Genomic DNA, 17,773 nt, shown 5'->3' with positions numbered 1-17,773 from the left:
GGCCTGCAAGTCGGCTTCGTGATTCGAAACCATCCGGTAGCCCAGAGTGAGCACCGGATTAAATAGATGCCCCCTATAGACTTTCTGCTTTATAGCTTGCTGTTCCTGGACGCCAGGAATCACATGTTTGTGACAAAAAATCACGATTACGATGACATTGAGCATTCTTGCCTTTGTTCCCTACACCACAAAAAGTCCCTTGGATGTGCTGTACGGAATACGACAAATAATCAGGTTGGAATATAAAAAACCAATAAAAACAAAGCGTTATATTTAGGCATTGGCATTGCAACGACTTGTTAGCAACCGGCCCACCCGGGTTATCAGAGATTCACCTGCCGCAGGCAGGTCATAATGAAGGAGCTGAGACCATGCAACTGACAGTGCTTGGACAAGACGAAAGCAAAGAGGAAACCGCAGCCACCAGTAGCTGTGCCTCTGGTTCGTGCGGCAGTGATAACGACCAGATGTCGGCGCTGCCGGATTCAATTCGTGACAAGGTCAAGAACCATCCTTGTTATTCCGAAGAAGCGCATCATTATTTTGCTCGTATGCACGTAGCGGTCGCCCCCGCTTGCAATATCCAGTGCCATTACTGTAATCGCAAGTACGACTGCTCCAACGAATCTCGCCCTGGTGTGGTATCTGAAGTATTAACGCCAGAAGAAGCGGTGATGAAAACCAAAGCCGTTGCGGCCAATATCCCGCAAATGACGGTACTGGGGATTGCCGGCCCGGGCGACCCGTTGGCCAACCCCGAACGCACGTTCGAAACCTTCCGTATGCTGAGTGAGCAAGCGCCGGATATCAAGCTCTGTGTATCGACCAATGGCTTGTCTTTACCAGACTCAGTGGAAGAGCTGGCCAAGCACAACATTGATCACGTCACCATCACCATCAATTGTGTCGATCCGGCGGTGGGGGCCAAAATCTATCCCTGGATTTACTGGAATAACAAACGGATCTACGGTGAAAAAGCCGCCAAGATCCTTATTGCCCAACAGCAAAAAGGCCTCGAGATGCTGGTTGAACGCGGCATTCTGGTGAAAGTCAATTCGGTGATGATTCCTGGGGTGAATGATGAGCACCTGAAAGAAGTCTCGCGCACCGTCAAATCCAAAGGCGCTTTCCTGCACAACGTGATGCCGCTGATCTCTGAAGCAGAACACGGCACCTTCTTCGGCATTATGGGGCAGCGCGGGCCTGAGCCGGAAGAGCTGCAAGATCTGCAGGATGCCTGCTCCGGTGATATGAACATGATGCGTCACTGCCGTCAGTGCCGTGCCGATGCCGTTGGCTTGTTGGGTGAAGATCGGGGCGAAGAATTCACCCTCGATAAAATTGCTGCCATGGATATCGATTACAACGCCGCCATGAAAACCCGTGCCGTGGTACACGCCGGTATTCTCGAAGAACTGGACGAAAAAGAAGCCAAGCGCAGCCGTCTGGCCGCGGTTTCTGTACCGACTGTGGAAAATACCATCGCCAGCGATCTGCGCCCGGCACTGATGGCAGTTGCCACCAGTGGCGGCGGTCTGATCAACCAGCACTTTGGTCATGCGACCGAATTCCTGATCTACGAAGCCTCTCCAAAAGGCGTGCGTTTTATCAGCCATCGCAAGGTCGACCAGTTCTGTGTGGGTGACGACAGCTGTGGCGAAAAGGAAAGTGCCCTGGCCGGATCGATTCGTGCCCTGAGTGGTTGCGAAGCCGTGCTGTGCTCAAAGATTGGCTACGAGCCATGGTCGTTGTTGGAAGAGGCCGGCATTGTGCCTAACGGCGAACACGCGATGGAACCCATCGAAGAAGCCGTGATGGAGGTTTATCAGGAAATGGCTGCCAGCGGCGTGCTTGACGAAGCGGCCGCAGAGACATCTTCCGCACAACGGGCTTCTGTCTGAGTCATCACCAGGCCGGGCATAACCCGGCCATTCACTGCACCTTCGGAGGTTAGCATGGCGTTATCTATTGTTGATTCTTGCGTGAACTGCTGGGCCTGTTACGACGTATGCCCGAGCGAAGCTATTTATGACAGCAAACCGCATTTCAAAATCAATGCGCGCAAATGTACAGAGTGTGAAGGGGATTATGCCCAGCCTCAATGCGCCAGTATTTGTCCGATTGAAGAGGCAATTCTGGATGCGTCTGGTGTGGCAATCAATCCACCGGGTTCCCTGACCGGTATTCCACCAGAAAAAATGGCTGAAGCCTTACAAGAAATCCAGGCTCGCTAACGCTGGTTAGTCATCGTCGCAAGAACCGTTTTATGGTCGAAACAGGAGGTTTTATCGTGCTGCATTTTTATGAAAAACCCGGTTGTATCAACAACACCCGACAGAAAAAAATTCTACGTGAAGCGGGTGTTGATGTGATCGAACATAACCTGCTCGATACGCCATGGCAGGCACAGCAGTTACGACGGTTTTTTGGCTCCTTGCCGGTCAACAAATGGTTCAACCGTTCGGCTCCGGCAGTCAAGGCTGGCCATATTGATCCTGACAACTGCACTCCGGAACAAGCGATGGTTGCCATGATTGCTGAACCCTTGCTGATTCGCCGGCCGCTCATTCAGCTTGAGGGCTGGTATCACTGCGGCTTCGATTGGCCGCGTCTGCAGCAGCAACTAGGCCTGAGCACCCGTAGCCGGGAAGAACTGGATGTACCGGACGATATAGAAGGCTGTGCCAGCAAGCATACCCAGGGCAATGGTTGCCCAACACCGCTGGCAGGAGAAACGGTATGACTTTGGCTGTAACGGTAAAACCCACACTCTGGCGCCAGATTATGACCCAGCTATTACCCGCATCGACCAGCGAACGCGAATCCCTGCGTACCAACACCAGCCGTTGGTTGGGGCAGATACTGCGTAGTCAGCGGCAGGGACGGACGTGCCTGCCGTATTACCTGGGGCTGAAACCGGTTGATTATCGCTGGTTCTTGCACCGCTATCTGTATGGCCAGAATCGTTATCAGAGTTTGCCCTTTCCGCAGCAGCAAGACCGTGACAATCAACGTCATGGTGCTGACCTGCGTCAGCAACTGCTGGAAATGCGTGAAGATGAGTGGCTGGAAATCCGGCAGTTATTACTACAACACCGGGCTGGCAAGGATGATAGCGAGTTGTTGATGGCCGATATCGTTGCGGCCGGTTGCCTGGGCAAAGAGCATCTCTGGCGTGACCTCGGTTTGCTTAACCGCGGTGAACTCAGTGCCTTGCTGTCGCAGAACTTTCCTGCGCTGGTGGCCGCCAACGATCGCGACATGAAATGGAAACGCTTTTTTTACAAACAGCTGTGTGAAGCCGGTGGCGGTTATGTCTGTCGTGCTCCCAGCTGTGATGACTGTACGGCTTATGCTGAGTGCTTTGGCCCTGAAGACTGATTGCAAGTGCTGCAAGTACTGCAAATGACCCGTTAACAACCCACTTTTCTGGAAGAGGATCTCACCATGACCCAATGGCAAACCCTGTCTGTAACTGAAGCAGAAGCCATGCTGTATGACAGCCCTATGTTGCTGCTTGATATGCGTGATTTCCGTTCTTATCTGTCCGGGCATCATCCCGCGGCATTGCATCTGAACGACACCAATCTGCGCGCCTTGCTACGACATACCGCGCGTTCGGTCCCGGTGTTGATCTACTGCTATCACGGCCATGCCAGTCAGGATATGGCCCAGTTGTTCAGTGATTTTGGCTTTACCAGCTGTTATAGCCTGGATGGCGGTTACGAAGCCTGGTACCCGAGTATCAGCCGTCCGCTGGATGCCTTGAGTCATCCGCTGCGTGGCTGGCTGGTTGAGCACGGCTTTGATCCTTACAACCTGGATCAGCGGGGTGACAATCAGGACACCGCCCTGATGCAGGCCTGCCGTGATGGCAATCTGGATATTGCCCGTGAGTTGGTGATGGCAGGGGCAGGGATTGATCTGGTCAACAAGGATGGCAATAACGCCCTCTGGATGGCCTGTCTCAGTGAAAACAGCCGTATCGTGCAATTACTGCTCGATAACGATATCGATATGGATCAGCAAAATGATCATGGTGCGACGGCACTGATCTATGCCGCATCCATTGGTCATGACGCGCTGGTGGCACAACTGCTGGAAGCCGGTGCCGACGCCTCCCCAACCACGAAAGATGATTTCTCGGTGCTTGACGTCGCTGCCAGAGCCAGCACCTTACGCTTGTTGCAACATCACATTCTGCCGGATACCCATCCGGTCCATCGCTTTGTCGCCTGAGGAAAACACCATGAGCACGACCGATATTATCCAGACCATCAATAAGCAAATCAGCAGCAATCCGGTTCTGATTTATATGAAAGGCACCCCGGAAGCACCGGAGTGCGGTTTTTCTGCCGCAGCAATCAAGTCACTGCAGGTAACCGGTGTTGATTTTTCCTACGTCAATATTCTGCAAGCTCCATCAATCCGGGAACGTTTGCCAATGGTTTCCAATTGGCCAACCTTTCCGCAGTTGTTCGTGAACGGAGAACTGGTCGGTGGCAGTGATATTGTCTGTAGCATGGCGGCGGATGGCTCGCTGAAAACACTGCTGCAAGAAGCCACTGCCAGCGCTGAATAACAGGACGACGTTATGGAAACCAGCGAAGTGCATCAGCGTATCCAGCAAGCACTGGACGACTCGGCAGCCAAGATCGAGATCCATGGTGCCGACTGCAATTTTACCGCCCGGATTATCAGTAATGTCTTTGAGGGATTGCGACCGGTGCAGCGGCAGCAACGTATCCTGGCCGCTTTCAGAGAGCCATTGGCCAGTGGTGAATTACACGCCCTGACCGTGGAAGCCTTTACGGCAGCGGAATGGCAAGCCAAAGCCCAGGGTGGCCTGACTCAATTGATGTAATCGGAACCGGGTCTGACAACCGCAGACCTGGCAAGACACCTGCTCAGACTGCCCTGGTGGCCAGCGAGAAAAGGTGCCCAATAATGAGATGGAGATTAGCGATGAGTGAACTACCGCCTATCAGCCGTGAAGCGGCGCTTCGAATAGCCATGGCTGCCCGTATTTTGCCGGATACCAGTGTGGGCCAATTACTGGATATTCTGACTCGCCGGATCGAGGGTGAGTTATCAGAAGAATCCCTGGCGACCATTACGGTTACGGATTTGAAAACCGGCTTCGGCAGTGCCGACGGTGAAGAAGATGGTGAAGACATCAGCCTTGGCTTACCCGCCATCAAGGAAGCTGTGCGGATTCTCTGGGGTGAAAGCGAAGAAGAAGATCTGCCACAAGCAGTCGCCGATGCGGAGGCTCTGCCCAATTCCATTCGTGTGGCGGTGGCTTCCAACAGTGGGGAGTTACTGAATGGCCATTTTGGTTCTTGTTTGCGATTTCTGGTGTATGAACTGAGTGCCGAGAAGTACCAACTGGTTGATGTTCGCTCGGCACTGGAAGCTGATCTGTCAGATGATCGTAATGCGTTCCGTGCCCGCCTGATTAATGATTGTCAGGTCGCCTATGTACAATCCATTGGCGGTCCGGCGGCGGCCAAGGTGGTTCGTGCCGGTGTGTACCCGATCAAGCAAAAAGACGTCTGTGAAGCCAGCGAAGTCCTGTCGCGCTTACAAGGCGTGATGGAAAACTCACCACCACCCTGGTTGGCCAAGATTCTGGGTGTGGCTGCCGAAGACCGGGTGCGGTTTGCCAAAGAAGCCTGAGTTGTACACCTGCTCTGGACATCAGCGACTTCCGGTCGCTGGTGTTTTTTTGTTTGCGGATACTGTTGCTTGTGCCCGATGGGGCAAGCCCAGCACAGATCTCGTGTCTGCTTTGTCGGATAGCGTCGGTAATGTTGTGTTGTAAATCCGACATTATCGCTCTGATGTGTTTTCAGTCCCTTGTAACATTTTGATATTAAAAGATTTTTTGTTAATGGCTGGAGAATTTTGACGGCAAGATTCTTGAAAGCAAAGAGCAGGCATTCATCACTATTAACAGGAAATTACCATATGCTGCTTACTACCTATAAAGAAACCGGGCGTCTGTTCTATTCCAACTTTCTGGAATCCACCCAAGAATCCGGTATGCAGGCCTATCGTGGCGATCTGGTGATTGTGGCCGGAGAAGTGGGCGACGATAAAGGCCATACCTTGCCACCTAAAGAACTGATGCGGGAAGCCGTTATTCTGGCGGATGACAAGATCCATATGTTGGTGGGAGCACTCGATAAAATGTCATCGATCACTGGCCTGGTCGATTATTACAAAGATGATTTTGCGGATGATATGAAAGCGGTCTTGTTTGTTGTGAACCTGACCAGTCCGGCCCAGGTCGATATCAATGGTATCAACTTTGTCCTGATTCCTATGGTGCAGGGGGTACCATGGAACGAATTGATGGAAGAACTGGCGCTGGAAAAAAGCGACTTCAAAGGCCAGAAACCTGCCGCCAAGCTGGAAACCATGTACTCCGAGCTGAAAGGCTACAAACCCAAACGCTACCCGCTGGTGTCGTTGGACGATGTAATGGCAATGACCAATACAGCAGTTCGTGAGATACACGGCGCGCTGTAATGTCTGTTTGATCGACGGGCGCATGATGGCGCCGGTCGAGCGTCTGGCTGCCTGATTGCTCAGGCAGCTTTCCTGCCTTAACGCCGCTTCTCTTCTTTTTTCTTTTTCTTCTTGCTGCTTGTTGATGTAGCCGTGGTTGCTGTTGGTTGTTCTCCAATCGGTGTCAGTTTCCAGATTTCCTCGTTGTACTGACTGATGGTGCGATCAGTGGAAAACATGCCACTGCGAGCCGCGTTGATAATGCTCATGTCGGTCCAGTGCTCGACGTTACGGAAGGCATTGGCGGCATGTTGCTGGGCATCGACAAAGCTGCGGAAGTCGGCCAGTGTCACCCAAGGGTCATTGGCGGATTTCATGCCATTGATCAGGTCGTCGAACAGCCCTGGCTCAAAGTGATTGAAGTGACCGGATTCCAGCAACTCGAAGACGGTTTGCAGATCAGGGTCCTGATCGATATAGGTCTGTGGATGATAGTGGTGGCGCAGTTCGGCAACCTCGCTGGTCTTCAGGCCAAAGAGGAAGAAGTTGTCTTCACCAGCGGCCTCCAGAATCTCAACATTGGCTCCATCCAGAGTACCAATGGTGACAGCACCGTTCATCATGAACTTCATATTGCCGGTGCCCGATGCTTCCTTGCCTGCAGTGGAAATCTGTTCCGACAGGTCGGTGCCCGGTGCGATGATTTCCATCACCGATACCCGGTAGTTGGGGATAAAGGCCAGTTTCAGCTTGTCGCCGATTTCCGGGTCGTTGTTGATAATTTCGGCAACGTTGTTGATCAGCTTGATAATGGTCTTGGCCATAAAGTAGCCCGGTGCCGCTTTACCTCCGATCAGTACACAACGATTGGTCCAGTTGTGGGTATCGCCGCGCTTGATACGGGCATACAGATGGATCACATGTAATACGTTGAGCAGTTGGCGCTTGTACTCGTGAATCCGCTTGACCTGCACATCGAACATGGCATCCGGGTTGAACACCACGCCGGTATCCTGTTGTACCAGTTGTGCCAGACGTTTTTTGTTATCACGTTTGACGTCCCGCCAGGACTGACGGAAAGCCCGATCGTCAATATATTGCTCAATGGCGGCCAGTTCGTCGAGATGGGTGATCCAGTTGTCGCCAATGGTTTCTCCCAGCAGTTGGCGCAAGCCGGGGTTGGAGCTGGCAATCCAGCGCCGTTGGGTCACGCCATTGGTTTTGTTGTTGAATTTCTCTGGCCAGAGCTGGTAGAAATCGTTGAACAGTCCATCTTTTAATAACTGGGAATGCAGGGCGGCTACGCCATTGACGGAAAAACTGCCAACAATGGCGAGGTAGGCCATCCGCACGTTGTCGTGTTCATCAATCAGGGACATCTGCCGTAAACGGTTGTTGTCACCAGGCCATTTCATCGCTACCTGCTTCAGGAAGCGGGTGTTGATTTCATAAATAATATCGAGCAGGCGCGGCAGCAGTTTCTGGAACAGTGATACCTGCCAGCGTTCCAGGGCTTCTGGCAGCAAGGTGTGGTTGGTATAGGCCATACAGCGGCTGGTGATGGCCCAGGCCTTGTCCCAGTCGAATTCCATATCATCGAGCAGAATACGCATCAGCTCTGCGACCGCCAGGCTGGGGTGGGTATCGTTCAGCTGGAAAACATTATGGTCGTCGAAATCGTCCATATTGTGGCCGTGTTGTTCGATCCACTGGCTGACCACATCCTGCAGTGATGCCGAGACAAGGAAGTACTGCTGCTTCAGGCGCAGCTCCTTGCCGTTTTCGCTGGTGTCATTGGGGTACAACACCATGGTGATGTTTTCTGCTTCGGCCTTGGAGGATACGGCTTCGAAATAAGACCCCCGGTTGAATTCAGAAAAATCAAAGATTTCGGTGGCCTGGGCAGACCACAGGCGCAAGGTGTTGACGATGCCATTCTTGTAGCCCGGAATGGGGACGTCATACGGCACGGCCAGTACTTCTTCGGTATCTTCCCAGCGCACTTCCAGGCGATTGGTCTGGTGGTCGCGGTAAGGGCGCGAGACGCCACCAAAGCGGACCACGCGGGTATATTCCCGCCGCGGGAACTCCCAGGGGTAGTTGTCGTAACCGAGCCAATGGTCAGGGGCTTCGATCTGATGGCCATTCTGGATCAGCTGTTTGAACATGCCGTATTCATAACGCAGGCCGTAGCCCATCACCGGCAGGCTCAAGGTAGCGCAGGAGTCCATGAAGCAGGCGGCCAGACGGCCCAGGCCCCCGTTACCAAGACCGGCATCGGCTTCGGCATCTTCAACGTGTTCCAACAACAGGCCCAGTTTGTACAGGGCCTGATCAACCTTGTTCTCAATGCCGAGGTTGAGCATGTTGTTGCTTAACGAGCGGCCGATCAAAAACTCCATCGACAGGTAATAGGCTTTTTTGCTTTTTTCCTGATGGTAGCCAGCCCAGGTCTGCTTCCACAGTTTCATCAGGCGATCGCGCACGGCGTAGGCCAGCGCCTTGTAGTGGTAATCCGGCTCCGAGGCCAGGTTGCGCCCCAGTGTGTTGTAGAGGTAGTCAACAAAGTCTTCTTCGATGTCGGTCACGTTCATGCCGACCTTCTTGAGCAAGTCTTCTATTAACTGGCGCTGTTCTTGCGGAGACAGGGCATTCGGGGTTGTCGCGGGAATGTGTGCCGACATAATAAAGCTCTCCTGCTGAATTACTGAATCAGGTTCAGATAGTGTTGGGCGCTGTTCTGCCAGCCAAAATGCTGTTGCATGCCTTGTTTTTGCAGCTTTTGCCAAGTCCGTTTTTTGCCAAACAGGTGCAGGGCATGCTGTAGGGTTGATTTCAGGGCATGCAGGCTGGGGTCGTAAAAAACAAAGCCGGTGGCGGTGCCGTCATCGAGGTGTTCCTTGGTGGCATTCACCACGGTATCGGCGAGGCCGCCGGTGCTGTGCACGATAGGTGGAGTACCGTACATCAGGCTGTAAATCTGGTTGAGGCCACACGGCTCAAAACGGGAGGGCATCAGGAACATATCGGACCCGGCTTCGACCAGGTGAGCCAGTGCTTCTGAATAGCCCAGATAAACCAGCACCCGGCGCGGATAATTGATGGCCAGTCGCTGCAGGGCTTCGTGGTGCTGGCGATCACCGCTGCCCAGTACCAGAAAGATGGCATTGTGCTGCTCAAGCATTTGTGGAATCAGATCCAGTACCAGATCCACGCCTTTCTGCCAGACCAGACGGCCGACCATTCCAATCACCGGGACCTTGAGATCGATTTCGGATTCATGCCAGCCAAAATGGTTAAGCAAGGCCTTCTTGTTATCAGCCTTGGCCGCTACCCGGCCTTTTTTGGCGCTGTAGGTACGGCTGATCAGACGGTCGGTCTCAGGGTTCCAGACATCCTCGTCAATGCCGTTAATAATGCCAACCAAACGGCCTTCGCGCTGTTTGCGGGCCATCACACCTTCCAGCCCGTAAGCAAATTCCGGCAGAGTGATTTCCTGGGCGTAGGTGGGGCTGACGGTAGTGACCCAATCAGCCATCTCGATACCGGCTTTGAGCATCGACATCTGGCCATGGAATTCGATACCACCTTCGGCGTTCCACCAGTGCCAGGGCAGGTTGAGATAATTAAACAGGCTGTTGGGGAAATTGCCCTGATAAGCCATGTTGTGGATGGTAAAAATAGTGGCCGGAGGCTGGCTTTCTTCGGCCAGATAAGCCGGTACCAGGCCGGTTTGCCAGTCGTTGGCCTGAACCAGGTCGGCGCGCCAGCCGATGCCGTGTTTGTCCATGGCCAGCTCGGCAACAATGCGGGAGAACACCCCGAAACGTTCGCCATTGTCCCACCAGTCCCGGCCATCATCGGCCAGGTAAGGATTCCCTGGACGGTCGAACAGTTCAGGAATATCGACAATCCATAGCGGAACATCGATGCCTTTGCAGCAGGCCTCTTTGATGATCACGGAGTGACTGTAAAAACTGGTGTGAATCTGGAACGCGGCAATTTTGCGAACCTGGGTCAGCTTTTCCCATACCGCGAGGTAACCCGGCAGTACAACACGTACCTGGTTGTCGAGACGGGAGTAAGCATTCGGCAAACCTCCCGATACATCCGCCAGACCGCCGGTCTTGATCACCGGATGAATTTCAGAGGTGGCAAACAATATATTCATGAAGGATGAGGACCCTTGTAATCCTGGTATGTCAGTACCACTGCGCCAAGTGGTGGTAATGTCACCAGCGCGGAACAGGGTTGACCCATAAGCGGTTGTTCTTGTGTATAAACGATGCCCTGATTACCGGCATTACTGCCGCCGTACAGTCCGGCATCGGTATTCAGGGTTTCTTGCCAGCTGCCGGCGTGCGGCATGCCAACCGGATAATGCTGGCGTGGTAGCGGTAAAAAGTTGAACAGACAGACCATGCATTCGTGGTCGCCTTTGCGGATAAAACTCAGCAGTGAGTGCTGGGAATCATTGCAGTCGATCCATTCGAATCCCTGTTGTTCAAACTCGTACTGATGCAACGCCGGTGCCTGGCGGTACAGGTGGTTGAGGTCACACACCAGCTGCTGGATCCCTTGATGATCCGGGTAGTTGAGCAGATGCCAATCGAGGGAAACGGCTTCGTTCCATTCAGTCCACTGGCCCAGTTCGCCCCCCATAAACAGCAGTTTTTTGCCGGGGTTCAGCCATTGCCAGGCCAGTAATAGCCGCAGGTTGGCCATTTTCTGCCAGTTATCCCCAGGCATTTTACCTGCCAGTGAATTTTTCAGATGCACTACTTCATCGTGGGACAACGGCAAGACAAAGTTTTCTGTGTAGGCGTACATCTGGCTAAACGTCAGCTGGTTATGGTGATGGCTGCGGTAAATAGGGTCTTGTTTGAAATAGCTCAGCGTGTCGTTCATCCAGCCCATATTCCACTTCATGGAGAAGCCCAGCCCACCCATCCAGGTCGGGCGTGAAACCATCGGCCAGGAGGTGGACTCTTCTGCCATCATCAGGGCACCGGGGCATTGGGCGTGTACTTCGTGGTTGAGGGTCTTGATGAATTCAATCGCTTCCAGATTTTCGTTGCCGCCATAGCGATTGGGTAACCATTGGCCTTCTTCCCGGGCGTAGTCAAGGCACAGCATGGAGGCCACGGCATCAACCCGCAGGCCATCGAGGTGGAACTCCTGCAACCAGTAAAGGGCATTGGCAATGAGGAAATTACGTACCTCGTTACGGCCGTAGTTAAAAATATAGGTGCCCCATTCCAGATGCTCACCCTGACGCGGATCAGCGTGTTCGTACAGCGCGGTGCCATCGAAGCGGGCGAGAGCAAAGTCATCCCGTGGGAAGTGGGCTGGTACCCAGTCGAGGAAGACACCTATCTGGTGTTGGTGCAGCAGGTCGATCAGAAAGCGCAGATCATCGGGATGACCAAAGCGACTGGTCGGAGCGTAATACCCGGAGGTCTGATAGCCCCAGGACTGGTCGAGAGGGTGTTCGGCAATGGGCAGTAGCTCAACATGGGTAAAGCCCGTGTGTTGCAAATAGCCCACCAGCCGCTGGGCCAGTTCACGGTAATTGAGAAAGTGGCCCTGATTATCCCGCGTCCAGGAACCAAGGTGCAGCTCATAAATACTGATGGGCTGGTGTTGCCAGTCGGCCGCAGCCCGCTGCGTCAGCCATTGCTTGTCTTGCCAGGCATATTGACTGCGACAAACGACGGAAGCGGTTTCCGGGCGCAGTTCCATCTGCCGGGCGTAAGGATCGGTCTTGATGCGCAGGGTATTGGTATGGCCACTGAGAATTTCAAATTTATAGAGATCACCAGGGTGCAGGCCGGGGATAAACAGTTCCCAGATGCCGGAACCATCACAAGGGCGCATCGGGTGGCGCAGGCCATGCCAGTTATTAAAGCTGCCAATCACCGAGACCCGTTTGGCTGCGGGTGCCCAAACAGCAAAATACACGCCGTCGATGCCATCAATACAGCGTGGGTGAGCACCTAACAGATTATAGATTTGCCAGTGGCGACCTTCGGCAAACAGATGCAGATCGAGGTCTCCCACTTGGCGGGAAAAAGACCAGGGAGAAGTGATTTCATGGCGAATGGCGTCGTCTTCTTGCCAAGCAACGCGGTAATGTTCTGGTAGCTGCTGGTATTGGGCCTTATTGAGACGGGCAACAAAACAACCGCTATCCGACAGCGGTTGCAGTGGTTGCTGTTCCAGCCAGGCCTGACGGGCACCGGGCAACCAGACCCGGACAAGCCAGCCCTGGTCATCCTGATGCAAACCCAGAAAACGGAAAGGGTCCGGATGTTCGCCGTTTTCCAGCCATTGAAGGTGTTGTGACACGGCGGTTGTTTCAGTCATGAGGTTTCTGTTTCTCTTGCTCGGCAGGGTAACGTTCACAGCGATCGACCAGGGTGGCAATCCGTTGTGCCAGCGCCTCAGTCAGTTGTTGTGGTTGATAACGCCAGTGCCAATTATCGACGATGGTGCCGGGAGTGTTCATTCTGGACTGGTTATCCAGTCCGAGAAAGTCCTGTAGCGGCATAATGGCCATATAGGCAGGTGATTGAAGTGCGGCATCGATCAGCGGCCAGGGCATCTCACCGACATGGAGGTCGAGCTGCGACAGAATCCAGTGTTTCTGGCCGTCATCTTGTAGGGCTTGCCACCAGCCAAGGGTGGTTTCGTTATCGTGGGTACCCGTATAAACCACCGAATTTTCGACCTGTTCGGTCAGTGCGTGAGGGTTGTCGGGCAAGCCATTAAAACCGAATTGCAGTACCGACATACCGGGCAAACCAAAGGCCTCTTTCAGCGCCACCACTTCCGGGGTAATGATTCCGAGATCTTCGGCGATTACTGGCAGTGGGTCATGGGTGGCTTGTAGTGCCGAGAGCAGAGCGTGTCCGGGGGCTTTAACCCAGTTGCCTGTCATGGCGGTTGGCTCGCTGACGGCAATTTCCCAGCTGGCTTCCAGACCGCGGAAATGATCAATACGCACCAGGTCAAACAGCTCCAGACTCCAGGCCATACGTTGTCGCCACCAATAAAAGCCGTTGGCTTCCATATGAGGCCAGTGGTAATGAGGGTTGCCCCAACGCTGGCCCGTGGCAGAAAAATAATCCGGTGGCACACCAGTGACAACGGTAGGGTTGAGGTTGTCGTCGAGCTTGAATTCGTCCGGATTGCTCCAGACATCGACGCTGTCGTAGGCAACAAAAATCGGCATGTCCCCAAACAGTTGGATGCCTCGGGTATTGGCTGCGTGTTTCAGCTGCTGCCAGCACTGGATCAAGGCGAACTGTTGGCTGACAATGGCGTGCAGTTCGTCAGCATAGTGTTGATCCAGATCGGCCAGAGCCTGTGGGTCGCGGAATTTGTAGACATCGGGCCACTGGTTCCAGGCACTGCCGTCATGCAGCTGTTTCAGTAATGTGAAACGGGCGTAAGGTTGCAGCCAGTGTGGTGGATTGGCGATAAATGCCGCCAGCGCCTGAGGGTCGATCTGGTTTTGCCAATGATCCGGCAACAGGGCAGGATTGAGGGCGAAGGCCGAGACACCCTGATAGGGTGACAGGCCGTCCAGAGGTTCCATCAAGGGCAACATTTGCCACACCGTCAAATGAGCGGCCTGCATCCAGTCGAGAAACAACCAGGCCGATTCATCCAGTTTGCCGGATGGCAACGAGGTTGGGTGCAGCAGCACTCCGGCACAGCGTGAGCGTGGATCCGGTTGTATCTTGGGCGCAGTGCTTGCGGTTGTATTAGCCATCATCATCCCTGTTCAGTTGCGAATCATGGTGCCTGAATGGTTGGAGTGACTGCCACCACCAGCCTGTAAGCGATCAAGGTTGTCGGGTATTGGCTGCTTCAGCAGCTGATACAGTTTTTCTAGGTGGCGCTGATAAAGCAGGGTAAAGTCACGAACCGAGTCGGCCGGGTTGTAGTCACCAAACCACCAGAACCAGTCGGAGCCTTCACAGACCGCCAGCTGGTGGGTGGCAATGGTTTGTTCATCGTCACTGAGTTGCTGGCTGGCAACGACCTGATCAAACACCTGCTTGGCTTCTACCAGCAAGTCCCAGCCGATGTTTTTGTCCTTGTCGCCAATCCAGGTTGAGAAACTGCCATACACCCAGCTGCCAGCCTTGAGCACTGGTAAATCACGCACGCAGGCATTCTGGTCGAGGGCATCGGAGAAGGTTGTCATGGCGATACGCGGATGCTCGGTCAGGGTCTGGTAGAGGGTTTCGAGGAAGGTGTAGCCGTTGTCCGGGTAATATTCCCAGGGGTTCTCGCCATCCAGAATCACCGCAACCACATGCTGGTCGACCTGGTCACCAAGGTGGTTGGCGATGTTGTCGAGATTGTGGGCAAAGTTGTTGGCGGCGTCTTGCGGGTCCCAGCTTTTGTATTCAAAACCAATCAGGTCCGACATGCCGTCATCGCGGAAAAACAATGCACATTGTTGATCGTTGTGGCGCATCGGTTGATAGAGTGCCCGTTTGGAGGAGATATCGTGGATATCCAGCTGGGAGGCTTCACAGGAATGCCGCCAGACGCCTTCACCGGAAGCGGTCCAGCGAATATCAAATTCATCGAGCAAGCCGACCGCGGCACTGGATACCGCCCCTTCGGACAACCAGACCCCGGAGGGTGCGCGCCCGAAGAAATGCCGGAATTGCTCAATACCGTGCTGCATATGCCAGCGGGCACGCTCATAACCGCCGGGATAACCCGGATGCTCTGGCAAGGCGGCGTCCGGCATGGCATCACAGGTGGTATTAAAATCAATCAGCAGCGGCACAATCGGATGGCCGTATGGCGTCATGGATATTTCAATTTGGCCGCTATCCTGTAACTGGCGGTAACGGGGCACAATGTCTTCAAGGATGTCCGCCATGATGGACACCAGAGTGCGCTGGTCGTCGTGATTAAAGTGCTCTTCTGCCAGGCCCTTGTTGATCAGTTGTCCAACCCGTTCATCTCGCAGGCGCAGGGAATGTCCCATCCAGGCAAGGTGATACCAGACCAGCAGGTCGGTAAAAAAATCACGATTGAAATACGACAGGCTGTGCGCATCGTCGATCGTGGTGATCTGATCCCCCTGGGCCATATCCAGCAGTTTGCGGAACGGTGGAAAGCGATCAATCATGGTTGGGGCAAAGGCCTTGCTGCACGATTGCAGAATATCCAGCCGGGCCGCGAGGTCATCGGTGACAGGGCTGGCGCCAGCGACCAGGTTCAGCAACAGGTCGCCGGTGGGTTGGGCATCGGCCAGCCATTGGCGCATCTGGATGGCATAGTCATCCAGCTGTTCCAGTAACACCGGGGCGAAGTTGACGACTACGCGGGCCGCCGGATTGTTTTCCAGATGGGCAGCCATATCGGAATAATCCTTGATGGCATGCAGGTAAACCCACGGCAGGCGATACTGGCCATCAAGCCCGTCACGATAGTGAGGCTGATGCATGTGCCAGCAAATAACCAGTTTGATCTTGTTTGGCTGCATATGAACGGTCCGTTATGGATACAGGTTCCAGAGTGTTGTCGGTATGGGTCTGTCGTGAGGCTTTGGCCGTCAGTTTATCTACCGGATCAGCGGGTCATATGGATGCTTTGCCCCAACATATCGGGCGTGACCAGCACGATGCCGGATTCATCGACGTAAAAGCGCTGACGGTCGGCTTCGGGATCTTCACCAATAATGGTGCCTTCCGGTATTTCGCAATCCTTGTCAATCACCGCATTCTGGATGCGACAATAACGATGTACATTGACGTTTGGCAGCATGACGGTGTCTTTGACATGACAGTAGCTGTGAATCCGGCAGTCACTGGAAATGATCGAGCGCTTGATTCTGCCACCGGAAATAATGCAACCACCAGCGACCAGCGAGTCGATGGCCTCACCCCGGCGACCTTCGTCATCGAAGGTGAATTTGGCGGGAGGTAACTGTGGCTGATACGTCCAGACTGGCCAGTCGCGATTATAGAGGTTCAGCTCCGGGGTGATGCTGCAGAGATCGATATTGGCCTTCCAGAACGCCTGCAAAGTGCCAACATCCCGCCAGTAAGCCGGTTTACCGCTGGCTTCATCCGTAAATGGGAAGGCCTGGACATTATGCCGTGATATTACGCCGGGAATAATGTCCTTGCCGAAATCGCGGGAGGAATCCGGGTTGTCGTTATCGTCAATCAGGGTGCGGTAAAGAAAATCACTGGAGAAGACATAAATGCCCATGGAGGCCAGCGCTGATTCTGGTTTGCCGGGAATACATTCCGGGTTGGCGGGCTTTTCGCTGAAACGGGTGACTTTCATGTTTTCGTCGATCGACATCACCCCGAAGTCGGAGGCTTCTTCAAGGGGAACTTCGACACAACCGACCGTGACATCGGCACCGGATTGCTGGTGGGCGGCCAACATGCGGGTATAGTCCATGGAATAAATATGGTCACCACCAAGTATCAGCACATAGTTGGGGGTGTGATGGCGCAGGATGTCGAGATTCTGATAAATGGCATCGGCGGTACCTTTGTACCAGCCTTTATCGATACGTTGCTGGGCGGGCATCAGTTCAACAAACTCACCCACTTCATAACGCATGAAAGACCAGGCCCGCTGGACGTGACGAATCAGCGAGTGGGATTTGTACTGGGTAACCACACTGATTTTGCGAATACCTGAGTTAACACAGTTCGACAATACAAAATCGATAATGCGGTATTTGCCACCAAAAGGAACCGCCGGTTTGGCCCGCCAGCGAGTGAGCTGTTTTAATCGGCTGCCTTCACCACCGGCCAGAACCAGGGCCAGGGTTTTACGAGAGAGGTCGGTTGTTAATGGTGCATCATCGTAGCTCTTGAGCATATGGTTATCCTTTTGCCGAGGTGCTGGCACCGGCCGGTAAGGCGTCCGGGCCTTGATTCCTTGTCCCTGAGCCCTGATGGAAGACAGGTGCTCCAAGGGATGTCGGGTTACTTACAATGATCGCGCAAAGAGGCTGGTTTGATGAGCTGGACATCCGCTGCCAGCGTTTGCCTTGTTATTAGCATCCGCTTTCCTGATGACCGCTTCAAGTGTTTGCTTATGTAGTTATACCTGTCAACGGCAAGGCTCCAAGCTGTTTTTGAACAGGATTACCCACTATGTCAAGGTATAGTCTTTTTGTATGACAAAACAAGGCAAGTTGGATAAGGCAAGAGGGGCGTGCTGAAAGGTCTTATGGTGTGTTATCCAGGGCAGAAGCACGGAA

The 17,773-nt window shown here is 53.7% G+C and carries 15 protein-coding genes; 9 read left to right on the top strand and 6 right to left on the bottom strand.

Annotation, left to right across the window (positions count from 1 at the left end; all coding sequences use genetic code 11):
* The first annotated feature begins 371 nt into the window (after positions 1 to 371).
* The 9 genes from nifB to Q8W24_RS06740 all read left to right on the top strand — a co-directional run bounded on the left by nifB (position 372) and on the right by Q8W24_RS06740 (position 6,534).
* A complete protein-coding gene (gene nifB, locus Q8W24_RS06780) occupies positions 372 to 1,901 on the top strand; it encodes a nitrogenase cofactor biosynthesis protein NifB (protein ID WP_305414464.1) in 1,530 nt (509 codons plus the stop codon).
* A 54-nt stretch (positions 1,902 to 1,955) separates the two neighbouring features.
* The gene (locus Q8W24_RS06775; RefSeq protein ID WP_303432289.1) at positions 1,956 to 2,234 is read left to right on the top strand and encodes a 4Fe-4S dicluster domain-containing protein; all 279 of its coding nucleotides are present in this window, start codon (positions 1,956 to 1,958) and stop codon (positions 2,232 to 2,234) included.
* A gap of 32 nt (positions 2,235 to 2,266) precedes the next feature.
* Positions 2,267 to 2,743, top strand: coding sequence for an ArsC/Spx/MgsR family protein (locus tag Q8W24_RS06770; RefSeq protein ID WP_303432288.1), 477 nt, complete (start codon positions 2,267 to 2,269; stop codon positions 2,741 to 2,743).
* The gene (locus tag Q8W24_RS06765; protein ID WP_303432287.1) at positions 2,740 to 3,381 is read left to right on the top strand and encodes a nitrogen fixation protein NifQ; all 642 of its coding nucleotides are present in this window, start codon (positions 2,740 to 2,742) and stop codon (positions 3,379 to 3,381) included. The genes Q8W24_RS06770 and Q8W24_RS06765 overlap by 4 nt, the downstream gene beginning before the upstream one ends.
* A gap of 66 nt (positions 3,382 to 3,447) precedes the next feature.
* A complete protein-coding gene (locus Q8W24_RS06760) occupies positions 3,448 to 4,239 on the top strand; it encodes an ankyrin repeat domain-containing protein (RefSeq protein ID WP_303432286.1) in 792 nt (263 codons plus the stop codon).
* Positions 4,240 to 4,249: 10 nt separating this feature from the next.
* Entirely contained in the window at positions 4,250 to 4,582 is a 333-nt protein-coding gene (grxD, locus tag Q8W24_RS06755) for a Grx4 family monothiol glutaredoxin (protein WP_303432284.1), read from the top strand.
* Positions 4,583 to 4,594: 12 nt separating this feature from the next.
* On the top strand, positions 4,595 to 4,864 hold the full coding sequence (locus tag Q8W24_RS06750; protein ID WP_305474814.1) for a BolA family protein: 270 nt from the start codon (positions 4,595 to 4,597) through the stop codon (positions 4,862 to 4,864).
* A 101-nt stretch (positions 4,865 to 4,965) separates the two neighbouring features.
* Positions 4,966 to 5,679 carry a dinitrogenase iron-molybdenum cofactor biosynthesis protein gene (locus Q8W24_RS06745; RefSeq protein ID WP_305474812.1) on the top strand — a complete coding sequence of 238 codons (714 nt, stop codon included), beginning with the start codon at positions 4,966 to 4,968 and terminating at the stop codon, positions 5,677 to 5,679.
* Between the two features lie 291 nt (positions 5,680 to 5,970).
* On the top strand, positions 5,971 to 6,534 hold the full coding sequence (locus Q8W24_RS06740) for a hypothetical protein (RefSeq protein ID WP_303432280.1): 564 nt from the start codon (positions 5,971 to 5,973) through the stop codon (positions 6,532 to 6,534).
* A gap of 77 nt (positions 6,535 to 6,611) precedes the next feature.
* On the opposite strand, the gene Q8W24_RS06735 is transcribed toward Q8W24_RS06740, so the two are convergent.
* The 6 genes from Q8W24_RS06735 to glgC form a co-directional block, all read right to left on the bottom strand.
* A complete protein-coding gene (locus Q8W24_RS06735) occupies positions 6,612 to 9,197 on the bottom strand; it encodes a glycogen/starch/alpha-glucan phosphorylase (RefSeq protein ID WP_305451726.1) in 2,586 nt (861 codons plus the stop codon).
* 20 nt (positions 9,198 to 9,217) lie between these two features.
* Positions 9,218 to 10,684: a glycogen synthase GlgA gene (glgA, locus tag Q8W24_RS06730; RefSeq protein ID WP_303432277.1), complete on the bottom strand. Its 1,467-nt coding sequence runs from the start codon at positions 10,682 to 10,684 to the stop codon at positions 9,218 to 9,220.
* Positions 10,681 to 12,879, bottom strand: coding sequence for a 1,4-alpha-glucan branching protein GlgB (glgB, locus tag Q8W24_RS06725; protein WP_305474811.1), 2,199 nt, complete (start codon positions 12,877 to 12,879; stop codon positions 10,681 to 10,683). The genes glgA and glgB overlap by 4 nt, the downstream gene beginning before the upstream one ends.
* Positions 12,872 to 14,290 (bottom strand): 4-alpha-glucanotransferase, encoded by a 1,419-nt coding sequence (gene malQ / locus Q8W24_RS06720; protein ID WP_303432274.1) that lies wholly within the window; start codon positions 14,288 to 14,290, stop codon positions 12,872 to 12,874. The genes glgB and malQ overlap by 8 nt, the downstream gene beginning before the upstream one ends.
* Positions 14,291 to 14,302: 12 nt before the next feature.
* Positions 14,303 to 16,030, bottom strand: a complete 1,728-nt coding sequence (locus Q8W24_RS06715; protein WP_305474809.1) for a glycoside hydrolase family 57 protein — start codon at positions 16,028 to 16,030, stop codon at positions 14,303 to 14,305.
* Positions 16,031 to 16,116: 86 nt separating this feature from the next.
* A complete protein-coding gene (gene glgC / locus Q8W24_RS06710) occupies positions 16,117 to 17,388 on the bottom strand; it encodes a glucose-1-phosphate adenylyltransferase (protein ID WP_303432271.1) in 1,272 nt (423 codons plus the stop codon).
* Positions 17,389 to 17,773: the final 385 nt, after the last annotated feature.

The organism is Oceanobacter sp. 4_MG-2023, from assembly GCF_030689165.1.
GTDB lineage: Bacteria > Pseudomonadota > Gammaproteobacteria > Pseudomonadales > Oceanobacteraceae > Oceanobacter.
Note: the sequence above shows the minus strand (reverse complement) of the source record. Positions and strands in the feature narration are given on the sequence as shown.

Excerpts from the sequence above, each read along its gene's own strand:
- Q8W24_RS06775 (WP_303432289.1), top strand. The coding sequence starts at position 1,956 with ATGGCGTTATCTATTGTTGATTCTTGCGTGAACTGCTGGGCCTGTTAC.
- malQ (WP_303432274.1), bottom strand. The coding sequence starts at position 14,290 with ATGGCTAATACAACCGCAAGCACTGCGCCCAAGATACAACCGGATCCA.
- nifB (WP_305414464.1), top strand. The coding sequence starts at position 372 with ATGCAACTGACAGTGCTTGGACAAGACGAAAGCAAAGAGGAAACCGCA.
- Q8W24_RS06740 (WP_303432280.1), top strand. The coding sequence starts at position 5,971 with ATGCTGCTTACTACCTATAAAGAAACCGGGCGTCTGTTCTATTCCAAC.
- Q8W24_RS06745 (WP_305474812.1), top strand. The coding sequence starts at position 4,966 with ATGAGTGAACTACCGCCTATCAGCCGTGAAGCGGCGCTTCGAATAGCC.
- glgC (WP_303432271.1), bottom strand. The coding sequence starts at position 17,388 with ATGCTCAAGAGCTACGATGATGCACCATTAACAACCGACCTCTCTCGT.
- Q8W24_RS06765 (WP_303432287.1), top strand. The coding sequence starts at position 2,740 with ATGACTTTGGCTGTAACGGTAAAACCCACACTCTGGCGCCAGATTATG.
- glgB (WP_305474811.1), bottom strand. The coding sequence starts at position 12,879 with ATGACTGAAACAACCGCCGTGTCACAACACCTTCAATGGCTGGAAAAC.
- Q8W24_RS06715 (WP_305474809.1), bottom strand. The coding sequence starts at position 16,030 with ATGCAGCCAAACAAGATCAAACTGGTTATTTGCTGGCACATGCATCAG.
- Q8W24_RS06770 (WP_303432288.1), top strand. The coding sequence starts at position 2,267 with ATGGTCGAAACAGGAGGTTTTATCGTGCTGCATTTTTATGAAAAACCC.
- Q8W24_RS06760 (WP_303432286.1), top strand. The coding sequence starts at position 3,448 with ATGACCCAATGGCAAACCCTGTCTGTAACTGAAGCAGAAGCCATGCTG.
- Q8W24_RS06750 (WP_305474814.1), top strand. The coding sequence starts at position 4,595 with ATGGAAACCAGCGAAGTGCATCAGCGTATCCAGCAAGCACTGGACGAC.
- Q8W24_RS06735 (WP_305451726.1), bottom strand. The coding sequence starts at position 9,197 with ATGTCGGCACACATTCCCGCGACAACCCCGAATGCCCTGTCTCCGCAA.
- grxD (WP_303432284.1), top strand. The coding sequence starts at position 4,250 with ATGAGCACGACCGATATTATCCAGACCATCAATAAGCAAATCAGCAGC.
- glgA (WP_303432277.1), bottom strand. The coding sequence starts at position 10,684 with ATGAATATATTGTTTGCCACCTCTGAAATTCATCCGGTGATCAAGACC.